Here is a 16,926-nt window from a genome sequence, read left to right on the forward strand (position 1 = left end):
CCCGGTTGACAGCAGGTAGCAGATGTCCATTATTGTGCAGTGCAGCATTTGGGGGTGCTAATTAAGGTAGTAGGGGTACGGGCGTGAGTGACATCCATAGTATTCAATACCTTCGAGGGCTTGCCGCTTTCTCTGTAGTCCTCTTTCATATCAGCGAGCAGTTCGGCGGCCCGTTCGCAATTGGTGCGGCAGGGGTCGACCTGTTTTTTGTCATCAGCGGTTTCATCATGTGGGTGACCACGGTCGATCACCCTGTCGATCCACAGCGTTTCATGTGGCGACGGATCGTTCGTATCGTGCCGCTTTATTGGATTGTCACGCTGCTGACCGCGCTGGCAATTTTCGTCAAACCGCAATTTCTCTTCGGACATGTGCTGAGCCCGGCAAATCTCGTCGGCTCGCTGTTGTTTCTTCCGATCACGCAGAATGGTGCACTTCACCCCGTGGTGATCCAGGGCTGGACGCTGTGTTATGAAATGATGTTTTACGTCATTTTCGCCTTGTCACTCTTGCTGGGCGAGAAGCAGCGTTTTGCCGCGCTGATCGGCGTGCTGACGGCGCTGGTGGTGTTGAACGTGTTGCTGCTGAAAGGCTACGCCGAGGCGTTTACCTCGCCCATCGTGCTCGAGTTCGCGGCTGGCATTGTCGTCGGGCGCCTGTGGATGAAGGATGTTCGGCTCCAGCTTGTGTTGGCGCTGTCGCTGGTTGTCGGCGGATTTATCTTGCTGGTCATGGTCCAGATGCTCGACCCCGAAATGCCCCGTGTCCTGCGTTGGGGTGTTCCGTCGATGCTGGTCGTTGCCGGCGCGGTTTTTGCCGAGCGCGCCAGGCCGTTCAGCCCCATGGCCTTGTTCACATTTTTCGGCAATGCCTCGTATTCGATCTACGTCTGGCATGTGCTGGTGGTTGTCGTGGTAACCGGCATCATATTGCGGCTTGGGGTTCCGCCAGGTTGGCAACCGGCGTCGGTTGCCTTTGTCAGCATTGCGATTTCCGCAGCGCTCTATCTGATTGTCGAAAAGCCGCTGACCGGCTTGCTCAAACCGCTCACGCGCCAAAAGCCCGCAACAGGTCAAGCCATAGTTTGACTTGCACCTGCCGCGGATTGAAACATGGATTCAAGGTGCGGCAGGTGAATCCGTTGTAGCGCGTCGCGCTTCTATTCCCGGCTGCGTCTTGCCGCGTGGCCTTCGCGCGAGCGGCGGCGCGGGGCGGCGTCGCCGGCGACACCGTCCTCGCTGACCGTCTTGCGCGGCGGCAGTTTCACCGCCGCCGACAGTTTCGGGAACGGGTCGACCTTGTTCGGCAGCGCCATGGCGTAGACGAAATGCTCCTGGAATTTTGGTTCCAGCGCGGTCTCGATCTTCTCGATCTGGCTCACCGTCTCCTCGATCTCGCGGCGATAGCCACGATTGAGCAGCGCCATGCGCGCGCCGGCGCCCGCGGCGTTGCCGACGGCCGAAACCTTGTCGAGGTCGCAATCGGGGATCAGGCCCAGCACCATGGCGTATTTCGGATCGATGAAGGAACCGAAGGCGCCGGCGAAATGGATGCGGTCGACATGCTCGGTGTTCTGCTTTTCCATCAGCAGCTTGGTGCCGGCATAAAGCGCTGCCTTGGCGAGCTGGATGGCGCGCACGTCGGTCTGGGTGATGGTGATCTTCGGCTCGCCTTCCTTCAGCACATAGGAGAAGGTGCGACCGTTGGCGATGACTCGCGGCGAGCGCGCGGCCAGTGAGCCGTCGACGACGCCGTCCTCCGAGATGATGCCGGCGAGATACATCTCCGCCACGATCTCGATGATGCCGGAGCCGCAGATGCCGGTGACGCCGGTCGCCTGCACGCTGTCGAGGAAGCTTGGCTCATCGGACCACAGCTCCGAGCCGATGACGCGGTATTTCGGCTCCAGCGTCTCGGGATCGATGCGCACGCGCTCGATGGCGCCTGGCGCGGCACGCTGGCCGCCGGAGATTTCGGCGCCCTCAAAGGCCGGGCCGGTGGGCGAGGAGGCCGCCACGACCCGCGCACGATTGCCGAGCACGATCTCGGCATTGGTGCCGACGTCGACGATCAGCATCATCTCGTCCTGGCGATGCGGACCTTCCGACAGTGTCACCGCTGCCGCGTCGGCGCCGACATGGCCGGCGATGCAAGGCAGCATATAGAGGCGCGCGCCCTGGTTGAGCTTGAGGCCGATGTCGGAGGCCTTGATACGCACCGCGCCCGAGACGGCGAGCGCGAACGGGGCGCCGCCGAGCTCGGTCGGATCGATGCCGAGGAACAGATGGTGCATGATCGGATTGCCGACGAAGACGGAATCCAGAATGTCGTTGCGCTGGACATTGCCTTCCGCGCAGACCTTGTCGACGAGGCTGGAGATCGCCTCGCGCACGGCCACCGTCATACCTTCGCGGCCGTCCGGGTTCATCATCACATAGGAGACGCGGCTCATCAGATCCTCGCCGAAGCGGATCTGCGGGTTCGACGTGCCGGACGAGGCGGCGACGCGGCCCGACAGCAGCGACACCAGATGCATGGCGATGGTGGTTGAGCCGATATCGCAGGCCAGCCCATAGGCCTCGTTCTTGAGGCCCGGCCACAAAGCGATGACGCGTGCGATATCGCTGTCGGCATCCTTGTGGATGGCGGCGGTGGCGGTCCAGTTGCCCTTGCGCAGGATACCCTGCACCTGCGGCAGCAGGTAGAAGTCGAATTCGAGGTTTTTAAAGCCCCAATCCTTCATCAGCGCGATCTTCAGCCGGTCGAGATCGCCGAGCGGCTTGTGCATGTCGGGCTCTTCGATCTCGACATAGCACATGCGGATCGCCGTATCGCGGGCGATCACCCTGGTGTCGGCATCCTTGCGGATGGTCTGCGCATTGATGACCGTATCCTGCGGCACGTCGATGACGAGGTCGCCGAGGATCTGCGCCGAGCAGGAGAGGCGGCGCCGTTCAGGCAGGCCGCGCACGCGCTCGTAGCGCTCTTCCTTGGGGCCCTTGGGCGAGATGTGGTCGTTGGAGGAGACGATCTTGTGCTTGGCGAAATTGCCTTCCTGCACCTCGATCTGACAACGCCCGCAGGTGGCACGGCCGCCGCAGACGCTCTCGACATAGACGCCAAGCTGGCGTGCGGCATCGAGCACGGGCGTGCCGACGGGAAACCGCCCGCGCTTGCCTGACGGCATGAACAGCACGAGCGGATCGGTGATGTTGGCAGGTGAATTCACGATTGCGCGCTTATCCCCGACCCATCCGGGCTTCACGGCCGCCGCGACGGCGACCGCCGGCAGCACCGTCGCCCGGTGCATTGACCTGCGTCGGTGCGGCAACCGCCTGGCCACCTTCGGCCGGCTTGTAGTCCTTGTAGGTGCGGATCCAGTTGGTGCAGTTCTCGTCGGTGCCGTTGAGCACATTGGCGCCGCGCACGGCTTCCATTTCCTGCGGACGCACCGGGTTCATGATCGCCGAGGTCATGCCGGCGCCGATCACCATCGGGATGAAGGCGGCGTTGATGCCATGGCGATGCGGCAGGCCGAAGGAGATGTTGGACAGGCCGCAGGTGGTGTTGACCTTAAGCTCTTCGCGCAGGCGACGCAGCAGCGCGAACACCTGGCGGCCGGCATCGCCCAGCGCGCCGATCGGCATGACCAGCGGGTCGACGACGACGTCATGCGCCGGAATGCCGAAATCGGCGCAGCGCTGCACGATCTTCTTGGCGACGGCAAAGCGAACGTCCGGATCCATCGAAATGCCGGTCTCGTCGTTGGAGATGGCGACGACCGGCACGTTGTATTTCTTGACCAGCGGCAGGATGGCTTCGAGTTTTTCCTCCTCGCCGGTGACGGAATTGACCAGCGGGCGGCCCTTGGCGACCTTGAGTGCTGCTTCGATCGCGGCGGTGACCGAGCTATCGATGGATAGCGGCAGGTCGACCAGCCCCTGCACGATCTCCAGCGTCTGCACGAGAAGGCCGGGTTCGGTCTCGTTCGGGTTGACCGAGGTGACGCCGGCGTTGACGTCGAGCATGGTGGCGCCGCAGGCGGCCTGTTCCAGCGCGTCCCTGATCACGGTGTCGAAATTACCGGCGATCATCTCGGCGGCGAGCTTCTTGCGGCCGGTCGGGTTGATGCGCTCGCCGATGACGCAGAAGGGCTGGTCGAAGCCGATGATGATCTCTCGTGTCGCCGAGGCGACGATGGTCCGGGTCATGAAGTTTCTCCGCCTTGATATAAAGTGCTTCTTTATATCGTCTCTGGTTTCGTTCCAGGGTCTGGTGATGGGCCGCGCTCAGTGCGCGGTCTTTACCATGTCCACCTGTGTTTCGGTAATCTCGTCGTGCAGTATGTGGTCGAGCCGGTCGGCAACCATCTGGTCGTCGCGACGGATCTCGCGCTTCCAGGGCTGGCGGCCCTTCAGCACGCCCGATTCATCGACGATCTCGGCGACATATTCCTCCTGGCGGTAGGCCATCACATGGACGCCCGAGATGCCGGGGATTTCCTTCACCTCGTTGATGATGTCGATGCAGAGCTGCTTGCCTTCCTTCTTCTGGTCTTGCGCGCCTTCCAGCCGCTTGATGATAGCGTCCGGGATGTGGATACCCGGCACGTTGTTGCGGATCCACTTGGCCGTCTTGGCCGAGGCGAGCGGGCCGACGCCGCACAGGACGAACACCTTCTCGGTGTGGCCGAGATCGCGCGCCTTCTGCATGAAGGTCCTGAACATCGGCACGTCGAAACAATACTGGGTCTGCACGAATTGCGCGCCGGCGGCGATTTTCTTGCCGAGATGGATGGGGCGGAAGTCGAAGGGCGGCGCGAACGGATTGACGGCAGCACCCAGGAAGACTTGCGGCGGCGTCGTCAACTTGCGGCCGGACAGGAATTTGCCGTTGTCGCGCATGATGCGGACGGTTTCGAGCAACGACATGGAATCGAGGTCGAACACCGGCTTGGCGCCAGGCTGGTCGCCGGCCTGCACGCCGTCGCCGGTCAGGCACAGCATGTTGGCGACACCCATGGCAGCACCACCCAGCACGTCGCCCTGGATGGCGATACGGTTCTTGTCGCGGCAGGCGATCTGCATGATCGGCGCATAGCCCATGCGGGTCAGGAGCGCGCAGATGCCGACCGAGGACATGTGGCAGTTGGCGCCGGACGCGTCGACAGCGTTGATGGCGTCGACCCAGCCATCAAAAATCTTCGCCCTGTTGTAGACGTCTTCCGGGTCGGCGCTGTCTGGGGGATTGAGCTCGGTCGTCACCGCGAATTCACCGCGCCGCAGCACACGCTCCAGCCGGCCGCGGGAGGAGTGGCCGGGCAGGGGATCGAGCGGCAGATCAATGCCGGCCGGGTTCTCGTCGCGCTGACGGCCGATCATGCGGCGGCTCCGGTCTTTGGCGCGGCCGCAGCTTCACGGGCTGCCGCTGCCTGCGCGGTGACCCGCAGCCAGGCAGAGGTTTCGCGCAGCGACTGGTCGACCGGCTTCTGCACGGTCAGGATCTTGTCTGAGTTGACCATGTTCTGCGAACCTTCCCAGGCCTTGACCCAGACGCAAGGCATATCGGGCTCGACCTCGCAATTGCCGTTGGCACGCACGCCGCCGCACGGGCCGTTGCGCAACTGCTTGGGGCAGTTCATCGGGCATGACATGCCGGTCGAGGAGAGGATGCACTGGCCGCACATGCGGCAGTCGAACATGAAGCCTTTTACGCGCTTTTCGACGAACTTGATCGGAGCCTCGACGCGCCCGTAGCCAAGGCCTTTCCAAAGCGGGTGGAGCAGCAGGAAGGTGTCGGCAAAGCGGGCGTAGAACCATTCGAGCAGGCGCGAATGGCGGATCGACCACAGCCTGATCGCAAACGAGCGCTGCACGCGCCGCTGCGGCGATACATCGGCCGGCTTGTAGTCGGATTTCGGCGCTGCCTTCTTGACCTGAGTGGCCTGGGTAACCGTCGCCCCATCGTTTTTGACAGGAGTAGGATCAGACATTTTCTTTTCCGCCCGCCTTGACCAGAGCGACCAGCCGCTCGCGGTCATATTTCGTGTCGAGGTCCTGAAAAGCCTTTTCGACTTCGGCTTCGAGATCGTCGCTGACCGGAATGGGATCGGCCTTACGCCATTCGGCGAGATAGTCGTCGGTGCCGCCGGCGCCGGTGCGCATGGCGCACATGTCGATGGCTTCGGTGAAGCGCAACGGCAGTTCGCGCTTGGCGTTCTGCCGGCCTTTCTTGACGATGACCTGGGCAGGGATGTCGCGCCAGTAGACGACGATAAGATCGGCCATGAATTCTCGCTCCTCGAACTATCGAGCATTGCCGCATGCGCCGTGAGGCCGCTTGTTATGGGACGACGCGCGCGCATTCAAAAGCGACGCATTTCAATGTCGTAAAATGAAAGGTGCGTTTATTCGTTTGCGGCGTGTGTCGGCGGCAGGGTCGGCGTGCCAAAAAGGCCATCGTGCCTTATGCGGTCCGGGGCTGAAAAAACCTACCAGATTCCGGTTCTGAGGCCGGTCCAGACGTAGAACCAGATCGTCGGATGATACCACACTTTCGAAGGCAGGCCGGGATCGATCGTCGTCAGTTTTCCAGCCAGCGCATCGCGGACCGCCTCGACGCAGATGTCGCGCGAGAACGCCGTCTGGCGTAGCGCGTGACTTGAGATGGTGTCGCCTTTTTTCGATCTGCCGCGCGCCTGCTTCAGCACGCCGCCAGTGTCGACGCCAGCGTCGACGAGGTGGACAGTGGTGCCGAAATTCTGCGCATCGCCTGATACCAGAGCCCAATAGCCGCCATTCATGCCGCGATATTTCGGCGTGATGCCGGCATGGTAGTTGAGCACCGGGCAGGGCATTTTGCTCAGCATCTCAGCCGAGATCAGTCGGCATCCGTTGAGCAGCACAACGCCTGGCTGGATCTTCTGGATCGCCTGCAGGCACTCAAGCCCATTGGCCGAGGCCACCTGGATGATCTCCTGGCCCGGTCGCGGCTCGACCTCCAGCTTCTCCTCTGTAATCAGCCGCTCGGCATGGCCGGCGAGGAACCGCTTGCCCAGCCTGCTCAGCACCATCGTGCCAAGCTGGCCCATGGCCGAGATCCAGCCCTGGCGGCGAGCCCGGCCACGCAGCAATTGCTTTTTGGATTCAGGGGTTTCGAGGACGACGCTGACAGGACCAACGCGATCGGCGATTGCGTTGATCATGGCCCAGACATGCTGGCCGCCGCCGGTCACGACGACGATCGGCGCGCTGGTTCCAACCGGTGAAGACATAGCCCGCTTCCCTGCCTTGCACGCGGCCGCCTGCCGCATGCTGGCCTGAATTTGTGCCGGAATGGGGTTAAATCTTGATGACCACGCTCAGCGCTTGAACTCGATGATGTCGAGCTTCGATTCGTAATAGGGTGCAGGCAGTTCGATGCGCCATTCCTTGGCGCCGGTGCGGAAGGCGTAGCCGACCTGGTCGGTCTGCGGGCCGCTGCCGTAGGGTTTTGCCCGATCGTCGTTGACGGAGCCGGAGCCGAGATAGATCGCGCGCTTCTCGTTGTCGTCGAAGAAGCGGCCCTGGGTCCGCTGCGAGCCGCTGATCTTTTCCAGCCGCCAGCCGGAGCCATCGTCGGTCACCTTGCATTTGAACCAGCCATAGATGACGAGCGGGCTCAAGCCGCCTGCCTTGATGGTGCGGCACTTCCAGTTGCCGGTCAGATCCTTGTCGGAGAACGACACCAGGGGCTTGGCCAGCAAGGCATCGAGCTGTTTGACCTCGGCCGGGTCGCCAGCCTTCGCCTCGGCAAGGGCCGCCTTGCGCGTCTCGCCATATTTGTCGAGGCGAACCTTGTCGGCAGGGGTGATCAGCTTCTGCACCTCGCCGTCGGCAAGAGCGGGCAGGGTGCAGCAGAGCAGGCCGATGGCGGCGAGCAGTGGGCGAAGGATCATCTCTAAACTCCCCGAGTCTCTAAAATGGCAGTCGAAAAAAATGGCAGTTAATGTCTGGAGCGGCGTTCCTGCCGGCCGATGTCTGACTTTACTGGGTCGCTCGCGCCTGTCATCCATGCTTAACAGCGTCACCGTCAAAAATCATGGTGTGACGCATGCGAATCTTGCTCACGGGGTCGTCTGGTTGGCTAGGCAGCGCGCTGGCGCCGCGCCTGCGCGGACTTGGCCATGACGTCATCGGCCTCGACCCCGTCCCGTCAGCGGAAACCCAGATGATCGGCTCGATCGCCGACCGTGACCTGGTCATGCGGGCGGTCGGAGATAATGGTATCGAAGCCATCATTCACAGCGGCGCGCTGCACAAGCCCAATATAGAAAGCCGCGCCAACAGCGATTTCGTCGCCACCAACGTGCAGGGCACGCTGAACCTACTCGACGCGGCGGTGGCTACCGGCGTGCAGCGCTTCGTCTTCACGTCGACCACTTCGCTGATGATCTCGCAGGCGATACGCGACGGGTTCAATGGCGGTGCGCGCAAGGCGGCCTGGCTGACGGAGGCGATGTCGCCCGAGCCGCGCAACATCTATGGCGTCACCAAGCTTTCGGCCGAACATCTCTGCCGCCTCTATCATCTTCAGCACGGCCTGCCGGTGGTCGTGCTGCGCACGGCCCGCTTCTTTCCCGAGGCCGATGACATGGCGCATGCCATCGAACAGTCTGATGCCAACACCAAGGCGAACGAATTGCTGTTCCGGCGGCTGACGGTGGAAGATGCGGCGCAGGCTCATATCGCTGCATTGGAGAAGGCGCCGCAGGTTGGCTTCGATACTTTCATCATCTGTGCACCGACTCCGTTCCAACCCAGCGACTGCGATGCGCTGATCAGAGACGCGCCGTCGGTGGTCGCTCGTTATTTTCCGGACTTTCCAGCGCTCTACGCGCGAAAGGGCTGGACGATGTTTTCCTCCATCGACCGGGTCTATGACGCGTCGCGGGCGCAGGACAGGCTGGGTTTTGTCTGCAAGACGAGTTTTGCCGATGTGATCGCCGGACTTGCGGGCGGGTAGAAGCGTAGCTATCCGTCGGAATGCTTTCGCCGGGAGGGATGCATGGGAGTAACAATCCACTTCGAGGGACAATTGCGCGGAGAGGGGCAATATGCTGCCCTTTTGCGAGGAGCCAGAGCGTTTGCTTTCACCCGGGGCTGGCCAGTTCGGGAAATAGATGAGCGCGAGAAGATACTCAATCGTGTCATCGACGAACGTGAGGTGGAGTATGTCGGTCCGGTTTTAGGGATAGAACTTCAACCGCACCTTGGTGCAGAACCCCTGCGGTTCGAGTTCGACAAGCACCTCTTCATACAACAATATTGCAAGACCCAGTTTGCGGGAGCAGACACGCATATCGAAATCATCGAGCTTTTTAGCGAAGTTGCCCCCCTTTTTTTCAATCTCGATATAGCCGATGAAGGTGAGTATTGGGAGCTTCGTGACCGCTCAATTCTGCAAGGCAATCTCGACGCCGTCGAAGCCATGATTGCCGAGGCGCTCCGCAAGGATCCAACCGCGCAGGGACCAATCAGGCTTGAAAGCGGGCGTATTGCTGATGTCGTATCGGATCGTCGAGCCGACAGCGAGTAATTGGCACCCCAGGGCTATCAGGGACTAGAGGTTTTGGCCTGATGTGCCATGGCGCTCGCCATTCCGGCCGTCAGGTCGCCATAGCCGGTCGGGCGCCGCTCATAGGCGAGGCCGAGCATGGCGGCAGCCTTTTCCGCAACCTTGTCGAGTTCGGGATCGTCGGTCTGGGCGAGATAGACCAGCTTCTCGTAATTGCCGAAATAGTCCTTGATCAGCTCAGGGTGCTTGTCGAGACCGAGCGGCTTCATGAAGAAGGCATCGAACTGACGGCACAGGAAGTCCGTCATGTAGAAGGACATCATGTCGTCATCGGCGATTTTCGCATAGGCTTCCATGCCCTGATAGAAGGCGAAGCAATGCGGGCCGGCCATGCGCTCGACGCCATGCTTCTCCAGGACGCGGTCAAGCAGGCCGCCGGTGCCGCAATCGGCATAGCCGACAAAGATGTGCTCGTAACCCTCCGCCTTGGCCTTCTCGATCGCCTTGTCCATGGCGGGCGCGATGCGGTCGGGATAGAAATGAAACTCCGCCGGCAGGCAGGTCAAGTCCAGGTGATTCAGCCCGAGCTGTTCCTTGACGGCCAATACCTCGCGCGCAATCATCCCGCAGGCGATGACGAGCAGCCTGTTGCCTTGATTCGGTTTCGTTTTCTGTGTCTTGGCCATGGAACCAGTCAAAGCCGGTTTTCGTTGCTGTGGGGCTAATTTATCTGTTGAGGGAAACACCGTCCATGAAACTGCTTCGCATCGCACCGATTGCCATTCTTGCCTCTGTCCTCGCCCTTACGGCTTGCGCGAACACCGTCCGCGGCGTCGGCAAGGACGTCAAATCGACGGCCAGGGCGGTCAAGGACACTGTCGCCAACTGATCGGCAGCCTCGTCCGTCATCTGGGAACAAAAAAGCCGCGCTTCAATGCGCGGCTTTTCTTGTTGGTCCATCCTGATGCCCTGGATCAGGCCGAAGCGCGCACATTGTGCTTGCGCTTCATGAAGTCCTTGGCGGTCTCGACCGCCACAGCGGCATCGCGGCAATAGGCGTCGGCGCCGACGGCCTTGCCGAATTCCTCGTTGAGCGGCGCGCCGCCAACCAAAACGACATAGTCGTCGCGAATGCCCTTTTCCTTCATCGTGTCGATGACGACCTTCATGTAGGGCATGGTCGTGGTCAAAAGCGCCGACATGCCGATGATGTCGGGCTGGTGCTTTTCGATCGCATCGAGATACTTCTCGACCGCATTGTTGATGCCGAGATCGATGACGTCGAAGCCGGCGCCTTCCATCATCATGCCGACGAGGTTCTTGCCGATGTCGTGGATGTCGCCCTTGACGGTGCCGATCACCATCTTGCCCTGCTTGGGCGCGCCGGTGGCGGCGAGCAGAGGGCGCAGGATGAACATGCCGGCCTTCATGGCGTTGGCCGACAGCAGCACTTCGGGAACGAACAGGATGCCGTCGCGAAAATCCTCGCCGACGATGCGCATGCCTTCGACCAGTGCCTCGGTCAGCACCTTGTAAGGCACCCAGCCGCGCTCCAGCAGGATGTTGGTGCCTTCCTCGATCTCTTCCTTCAACCCGTCATAGAGATCGTCGTGCATCTGCTGCACCAACTCGTCGTCGGAAAGTTCGGAAAGGATGATCTCGTCGTCGGACATTTTAATCCAGCTCCTCACGGCATCGCGACTGCGTCGCAAGGCACAAAATATTAGCGTTCATACCTAACCCGCAACGGGCGGGTATCCATAGCTGATTTGCGACTTCCCGCAAAAGGAAAGCGACTGGAAAATCTATTGGTTTTCTTGTCGATTTTGCGACAGGCGTTGGCGCGGACGGGCCGTTTCGAATAGGGTGCATGGCTACGATCCGGCGAAAGCCGCGCCATGCGGCCGCAACGGTTACGGACCAGCCATCGTCAGGCCAGGCCATATTCAGGGAAGAGCGATCATGAGCGAACACGCGGCAGTCGACCAGGAAGCGTCAAACGCACGGCGTGGGCGCGCTGCCAGCGGCGGCGCGGCGGCGCGGCGCGCGGCGCGTTCGGGCGGTGGGCCCGGCACGCAGCTCACCTACATCAAGCGCAAGATCAACGTCTATGAGGTGCTCGACGAAGAGGGCCTGGCGCTGATCGAGAAGAACACCGACACGGTGCTCGAAGAGATCGGCATCATTTTTCGCGATGACGCCGAAGCGCTGCAGCTGTGGAAAGAGGCTGGCGCCGACGTCAAGGGCGAGCGCGTGCATTTCCCGAAGGGGCTTTGCCGTTCGCTGCTGAAGACCGCGCCGTCCGTCTACACCCAGCATGCCCGCAATTCAGAACGGTCTGTGCAGATCGGCGGCAATGCCACTGTCTTCGCGCCGGTCTATGGCCCGCCCTTCGTGCGCGACCTTGACGGAAACCGCCGGTACGCGACGATCGAGGATTTTCAGAATTTCGTGAAGCTCGCCTATATGGCGCCGTCGATCCACCATTCGGGCGGCACGGTTTGCGAGCCGGTCGATGTGCCGGTCAACAAGCGCCATCTCGACATGATCTACAGCCACATCAAATATTCCGACAAGCCGTTCATGGGCTCGGTGACCGCGCCGGAGCGCGCCGAAGACACGGTGGCGATGGCCAAGATCGTCTTCGGCGACGATTTCGTCGAAAACAACACGGTGCTGACCAGCCTGATCAATGCCAATTCGCCGATGGTGTTCGACGAGACCATGCTTGGCGCGCTGAAAGTCTATTCGCGCCACAACCAGGCCTGCATCGTGACGCCGTTCATCCTCGCCGGCGCCATGAGCCCGGTGACGGTCGCCGGCACGTTGACGCAGGTCTTGGCCGAAGTGCTGGCCGGCGCGTCGTTCACGCAGCTGATCCGGCCGGGCGCGCCTGTGTTGTTCGGCACTTTCGCCTCGTCGATCTCGATGCAGTCGGGCGCGCCGACCTTCGGCACCCCGGAGCCGTCGCTGGTGTCCTATGGCGCCGCCCAGCTCGCGCGCCGCCTAGGCCTGCCGTTCCGCACCGGTGGTTCGCTCTGCGCATCCAAGGTTCCGGACGCACAGGCGGCCTACGAAAGCGCCAACACACTGAACTCGACCATTCTCGCCGGCACCAATTTCGTCCTCCACTCGGCCGGCTGGCTCGAGGGCGGGCTGGCGTCCTGCTATGAAAAATTCATGATGGACATCGACCAGCTCGGCATGACGCAGAAATTCTCCGAAGGCGTCGACCTGTCGGAGAACGGCCAGGCGATGGATGCCATCCGCCAGGTCGGGCCGGGCAGCCACTATCTTGGCTGCGACCACACCCAGGCGAATTTCCAGACCGCCTTCTACCGCTCCAACATCGCCGACAACAATTCCTACGAACAGTGGCTGGCCGAGGGCGAGAAGACGGCGCCGCAGCGCGCCAACGAGCTCGCCCGCCGCTGGCTGGAAAGCTATGAAGCGCCTTATCTCGACCCGAGCATCGACGAAGCGCTGAAGGAGTTTATCGCCAAGAAGAAGGGGTCGATGCCCGACGCCTTCACTTGAAAGGAGCCCGAGTCAGGCGGGGCTAAAGTCGCCAACATCATCCACAAGGAAGTCTGGCGGAGCGCCTTCTCCGATCCGGACAAGAAGGGATGAGTCTGTGCGCGGCATGATCGAAGAGATCACGGCCGCGCTTGGCGCCAACAACCTCATCCTGCGCGGCGGCTTTGTCTTTCATGACGACGAGGATGTTCCGCATGGCGCCTCGGGCGCGCCGGCAAGGTCCGTGCTGCTGGTGGGGCAAGCGGGGGCTGCACCCTGGCCGCATTTCCTGCGCTGGCGGGAGCAGCAGCCACAGACTATCGCCAATCCGCTCGACAGCTGGTCGGGGCAAATCATCGGCGCTGTGGCGGAGACATTCGGCGCGCGCGCGGTTTCGCCCTCGGACAAACCCTATCTGCCGTTCCAGCAATGGGCGATGCGGGCGGAGGGGCTAAAGCCGTCGCCGCTCGGCATCCTCATGCATCCGGAATACGGGCTTTGGCATGCCTATCGCGGCGCGTTGCTGTTCGAGGACGAGATTGCGCTTCCGGAGCAGGGCGAGGCAATCCATCTTTGCGATGCCTGCGTCGAGAAACCCTGCCTGAAATCCTGTCCGGTCGATGCCTATTCCAGGGAAGGCTTCGCCTACCAGGCCTGCCTGGCGCATGTGCGGGGGGCGAAGGGCGAGCCGTGCCGCAGCGGCGGCTGCCTTGACCGCAATGCCTGCCCCTATGGCACGGAGTATCGCTATCCGCCGGAGGTCCAAGCCTTCCACATGGCGAGTTTTTCACGGGCCGCCAACTGATCAACGCCACGGCTTGGTGAGCTTCCATCTCTATCAGCATCTTGACGGCAGGCAGAAGCAGGCCTATTCATCAAGTCATCCGATGACTTGATGAATAGGCCGATGCAACCTGCCATCCGAACCAATCTTACCGACAGCGCGACCGGCAGCCTGCGCGCTGAAATCGTCGGCGGCCGCTGGAGCGTCGGCGAGCGCATTCCCAACGAGGCGGCCCTCAGCGACCTGCTGTCGGTCAGCCGCGGCACGGTGCGCGAAGCGGTGAGGGTACTCGTCTCGCAAGGCTTGCTGGACACGCGGCAAGGCTCGGGCACTTACGTGCGCTCGATCGTCGATTCGTCCGCAGCGCTCGACCGGGTCAAACGCACCGGCTTGCGCGACCAATGGGAGGCGCGGGCAGCGCTCGACCTGGAGGCCGCACGGCTTGCCGCCTTGCGTCACACGCCGGCCGACCTCGAGCGGATGCGCCGGCTGCTTGGCGAGCGCGGCACCGTCGCCGACGGCGGAAGCGAAGCCTTCATCCGGCGCGATCTCGCCTTCCACAAATCGGTTGTCGCGGCGTCCGGCAACAGAGCGATGGTGGAACTCTACGACTTCTTCACCGCCGCCATCACCGAAACCATCCATGCCACCATCGACGGCGAACTGCCCGAGCCGGACCAGCAGGTGCACGCGGCCATCGTCGACGCCATCGCCGTCAACGATCCGGACCGTGCGGTTGCCGCCGTCCGCGCCTTCATGGCGCCGGTGCTTGCCCAACTGGAAAGACTGCTGTCCCAATGAACCAGACATTTCGCCAGCCTGACCTGACGGAGCAATCCGGTACCGTCGAGGGGCTGGACCTCATCGATGCCGAAGCCGATAGCCTGCCGCAGCCGCAGCCGCCCGAACTGCGCAGCCGAGCCGAGCGCATCGTGCTTGGCGCCAGCCTGGTGCTGATCGCTTTCAATTTGCGGCCGCTGTTTTCCAGCCTGTCGGTGCTGCTGCCCGAGGTGATGCAGGCGACCGGCCTTTCGACGACCGGCGCCAGCCTGCTGACCACGCTGCCGGTCCTGTGCCTCGGCCTGTTCGCGCCCTTTGCGCCAAAACTTGCCCAGCGCTACGGGGCCGAACGCACCTTGCTCGGCGCGCTGGTGCTGCTGGCGCTGGGAACCGGGCTGCGCTGGTTCGGCTCGGTGCCGCTGCTGTTTATCGCCACCTTCCTTGCCGGTGGCGCCATCGCCATCGCCAATGTGCTGCTGCCGGGCCTGGTCAAGCGCGATTTCGCCGGCAGCGCCGCCGTCATGACCGGACTTTACACCATGGCGCTCTGCGCCGGCTCGGCCGCCGCCGCCGGCCTCACCCTGCCGATCGAACATTTTGTCACGGGTTCATGGTCGGGCGCGCTGGCTGCATGGGCCGTGCCGACATTGCTCGTGCTGCTGATCTGGATTCCTCAGGCGCTGGGCAGCCGGCGGCAGGTCAGCCATCGCGGCTTTCGCGTCGTCGGCCTGTGGCGCGATCGCCTGGCCTGGCAGGTGACGCTGTTCATGGGCCTGCAGTCGGCACTGGCCTATTGCATCTTCGGCTGGCTGGCGCCGATCCTGCGCGAGCGCGGCTTCGACGCGGCCACCGCCGGCGCCATCGCCTCGGTGTCTGTCATGGCGCAGGTCGTCACCTGCCTTGCTGTGCCATCCGTCGCGGTGCGGCTCAAGGACCAGCGCGGCATCAACGTGGCGCTCGTCGGCATCGCGGTGGTTGCGCTGCTCGGCATCCTGTTCGCGCCGACCTCTACCGTGCTTTTCTGGGCGGTTCTGCAAGGCATCGGGCAAGGCGGCCTGATCGCCGCCGCCATGACCCTGATCGTGCTGCGTTCGCCGGATTCGCATGTCGCGGCGCATCTTTCGGGCATGGCGCAAGGTGTCGGCTATGTGCTTGCGGCAACCGGCCCACTGCTGGTCGGCCTGATCCGCGGCTGGACCGGCAGTTTTTCGGAATCGGCTTTCCTGTTCGTCGCGCTTGGACTGGGGGCGGCCATCATGGGGTTTGGTGCCGGACGTGCGCTGCATGTCGGCGCCCGGACCATGCGCATCGAGGAGGAAGGCTGATCCAGGCCTTCCTCCTCGAGTCTCGGGAGCCCGCGAACACGTCACGCGTTCCTGCACGAAATGTTGACGGCTATCTTCAGGGAATGCCTTGCCGTGGCAGGCCGTGCGGATATGTATCGCGCATCTGACCAACGGAGCAGGCAATGACGAAGCAGGACCTTCAGATCAAGACCCGTGACGGTACGGCCAAGGCGGGCCTGTTCCGCTCGGCCAAGACGTCCCCGGCCAAGGCTGGTGTCATTCTCTACCAGGACGCCTTTGGTCCGCGCCCGGCGCTCGACGGCATGGCAGAGCGGCTGGCGGACGAGGGCTATGCGGTGCTGGTGCCCGATCTCTTCCATCGCAACGCGCCTTACGGTCCCTTCGACGCCAAGACCGCCTTCACCGAGGAAAAGACCAAGGCAGCGCTGATGGCGCTGGTCACCGGCACGACGCAGGAGATGACCATCAGCGACAGCGCCGCCTTTCTCGAAGCGCTCGCTGCTGAGGGTGTTACCGGGCCGATTGGCACCGTCGGCTATTGCATGGGTGGCGCCCGGGCAATGAACGCCGCCGCGGCTTACCCGGACAGGATCAAGGCCGCCGCCAGTTTCCATGGCGGCAATCTCGCCAGCGATGCCGCCGACAGCCCGCATCGCCACGCCGCCACCATCAAGGCGCGTGTCTATGTCGGCATGGCGGGCGTCGACAGGAGTTTCCCGCCGGAGCAGTCGACGCGATTGGCCGAGGCGTTCAGGGAAGCAGAGGTCGATCATGCGATCGAGAACTATGTCGGCATGGCACATGGTTGGTGCGTGCCGGATCACAGCGTCTACAATGAAGCCGGCGCCGAACGACACTGGCAAAGGCTGATCACGCTGTTCGCCGAAACGCTGGTCTGAGTTTCGCGCGGCTGTTCTTGCCTGTTGGCTGACCGAACCGTTCGCGGTATCAGGCAGCCTGAATGACGGCCCCTTGAATTGAGCG

The 16,926-nt window shown here is 62.6% G+C and carries 18 protein-coding genes; 9 read left to right on the forward strand and 9 right to left on the reverse strand.

The window, feature by feature from the left end; all coding sequences use genetic code 11:
• The first annotated feature begins 83 nt into the window (after window positions 1-83).
• A complete protein-coding gene (locus AC1DX4_RS21220; RefSeq protein WP_477222145.1) occupies window positions 84-1,088 on the forward strand; it encodes an acyltransferase family protein in 1,005 nt (334 codons plus the stop codon).
• 71 nt (window positions 1,089-1,159) lie between these two features.
• On the opposite strand, the gene AC1DX4_RS21225 is transcribed toward AC1DX4_RS21220, so the two are convergent.
• From AC1DX4_RS21225 to AC1DX4_RS21255, 7 genes are all read right to left on the reverse strand, one after another.
• Window positions 1,160-3,229, reverse strand: a complete 2,070-nt coding sequence (locus AC1DX4_RS21225) for an ASKHA domain-containing protein (protein WP_477222146.1) — start codon at window positions 3,227-3,229, stop codon at window positions 1,160-1,162.
• A gap of 10 nt (window positions 3,230-3,239) precedes the next feature.
• Window positions 3,240-4,211: a methyltetrahydrofolate cobalamin methyltransferase gene (locus tag AC1DX4_RS21230; protein ID WP_475450298.1), complete on the reverse strand. Its 972-nt coding sequence runs from the start codon at window positions 4,209-4,211 to the stop codon at window positions 3,240-3,242.
• Between the two features lie 78 nt (window positions 4,212-4,289).
• A complete protein-coding gene (locus AC1DX4_RS21235) occupies window positions 4,290-5,381 on the reverse strand; it encodes a methylenetetrahydrofolate reductase (protein ID WP_477222147.1) in 1,092 nt (363 codons plus the stop codon).
• A complete protein-coding gene (locus tag AC1DX4_RS21240) occupies window positions 5,378-5,992 on the reverse strand; it encodes a methylenetetrahydrofolate reductase C-terminal domain-containing protein (RefSeq protein ID WP_477222148.1) in 615 nt (204 codons plus the stop codon). The genes AC1DX4_RS21235 and AC1DX4_RS21240 overlap by 4 nt, the downstream gene beginning before the upstream one ends.
• Window positions 5,985-6,287: a virulence factor gene (locus AC1DX4_RS21245; protein ID WP_172227914.1), complete on the reverse strand. Its 303-nt coding sequence runs from the start codon at window positions 6,285-6,287 to the stop codon at window positions 5,985-5,987. The genes AC1DX4_RS21240 and AC1DX4_RS21245 overlap by 8 nt, the downstream gene beginning before the upstream one ends.
• A 203-nt stretch (window positions 6,288-6,490) precedes the next feature.
• Complete coding sequence (locus AC1DX4_RS21250; protein WP_477222149.1) at window positions 6,491-7,273, reverse strand: formyl transferase; 783 nt, start codon at window positions 7,271-7,273, stop codon at window positions 6,491-6,493.
• 87 nt (window positions 7,274-7,360) lie between these two features.
• The gene (locus tag AC1DX4_RS21255) at window positions 7,361-7,936 is read right to left on the reverse strand and encodes a DUF4893 domain-containing protein (RefSeq protein WP_477222150.1); all 576 of its coding nucleotides are present in this window, start codon (window positions 7,934-7,936) and stop codon (window positions 7,361-7,363) included.
• A 155-nt stretch (window positions 7,937-8,091) separates the two neighbouring features.
• Here AC1DX4_RS21255 and AC1DX4_RS21260 point away from each other — a divergent pair, with 155 nt between their 5' ends.
• Together AC1DX4_RS21260 and AC1DX4_RS21265 are read left to right on the forward strand one after the other, a co-directional pair.
• A complete protein-coding gene (locus AC1DX4_RS21260) occupies window positions 8,092-9,003 on the forward strand; it encodes an NAD-dependent epimerase/dehydratase family protein (protein ID WP_477222151.1) in 912 nt (303 codons plus the stop codon).
• A gap of 42 nt (window positions 9,004-9,045) precedes the next feature.
• The gene (locus AC1DX4_RS21265) at window positions 9,046-9,576 is read left to right on the forward strand and encodes a hypothetical protein (protein ID WP_477222152.1); all 531 of its coding nucleotides are present in this window, start codon (window positions 9,046-9,048) and stop codon (window positions 9,574-9,576) included.
• Window positions 9,577-9,593: 17 nt separating this feature from the next.
• Here AC1DX4_RS21265 and AC1DX4_RS21270 read toward each other — a convergent pair whose 3' ends face one another.
• Window positions 9,594-10,241 (reverse strand): DUF1638 domain-containing protein, encoded by a 648-nt coding sequence (locus AC1DX4_RS21270; protein WP_477222153.1) that lies wholly within the window; start codon window positions 10,239-10,241, stop codon window positions 9,594-9,596.
• 65 nt (window positions 10,242-10,306) lie between these two features.
• Between AC1DX4_RS21270 and AC1DX4_RS21275 the strand changes: the two genes are divergently transcribed.
• Entirely contained in the window at window positions 10,307-10,444 is a 138-nt protein-coding gene (locus AC1DX4_RS21275; RefSeq protein ID WP_149905337.1) for an entericidin A/B family lipoprotein, read from the forward strand.
• Between the two features lie 85 nt (window positions 10,445-10,529).
• Here the strand turns inward: AC1DX4_RS21275 and AC1DX4_RS21280 are convergent, their stop codons facing one another.
• A complete protein-coding gene (locus tag AC1DX4_RS21280) occupies window positions 10,530-11,228 on the reverse strand; it encodes a corrinoid protein (protein ID WP_172227924.1) in 699 nt (232 codons plus the stop codon).
• A 289-nt stretch (window positions 11,229-11,517) separates the two neighbouring features.
• Between AC1DX4_RS21280 and AC1DX4_RS21285 the strand changes: the two genes are divergently transcribed.
• The 5 genes from AC1DX4_RS21285 (at window position 11,518) to AC1DX4_RS21305 (ending at window position 16,841) form a co-directional block, all read left to right on the forward strand.
• On the forward strand, window positions 11,518-13,092 hold the full coding sequence (locus AC1DX4_RS21285) for a trimethylamine methyltransferase family protein (protein WP_477222154.1): 1,575 nt from the start codon (window positions 11,518-11,520) through the stop codon (window positions 13,090-13,092).
• Between the two features lie 97 nt (window positions 13,093-13,189).
• On the forward strand, window positions 13,190-13,876 hold the full coding sequence (locus AC1DX4_RS21290; protein ID WP_477222155.1) for a hypothetical protein: 687 nt from the start codon (window positions 13,190-13,192) through the stop codon (window positions 13,874-13,876).
• A 102-nt stretch (window positions 13,877-13,978) separates the two neighbouring features.
• Window positions 13,979-14,656, forward strand: a complete 678-nt coding sequence (locus tag AC1DX4_RS21295) for a FadR/GntR family transcriptional regulator (RefSeq protein ID WP_477222156.1) — start codon at window positions 13,979-13,981, stop codon at window positions 14,654-14,656.
• Window positions 14,653-15,960, forward strand: coding sequence for a CynX/NimT family MFS transporter (locus AC1DX4_RS21300; protein WP_477222157.1), 1,308 nt, complete (start codon window positions 14,653-14,655; stop codon window positions 15,958-15,960). The genes AC1DX4_RS21295 and AC1DX4_RS21300 overlap by 4 nt, the downstream gene beginning before the upstream one ends.
• 143 nt (window positions 15,961-16,103) lie before the next feature.
• A complete protein-coding gene (locus AC1DX4_RS21305) occupies window positions 16,104-16,841 on the forward strand; it encodes a dienelactone hydrolase family protein (RefSeq protein ID WP_477222158.1) in 738 nt (245 codons plus the stop codon).
• Window positions 16,842-16,926: the final 85 nt, after the last annotated feature.

The organism is Mesorhizobium sp. P3_A8 (assembly GCF_056402995.1).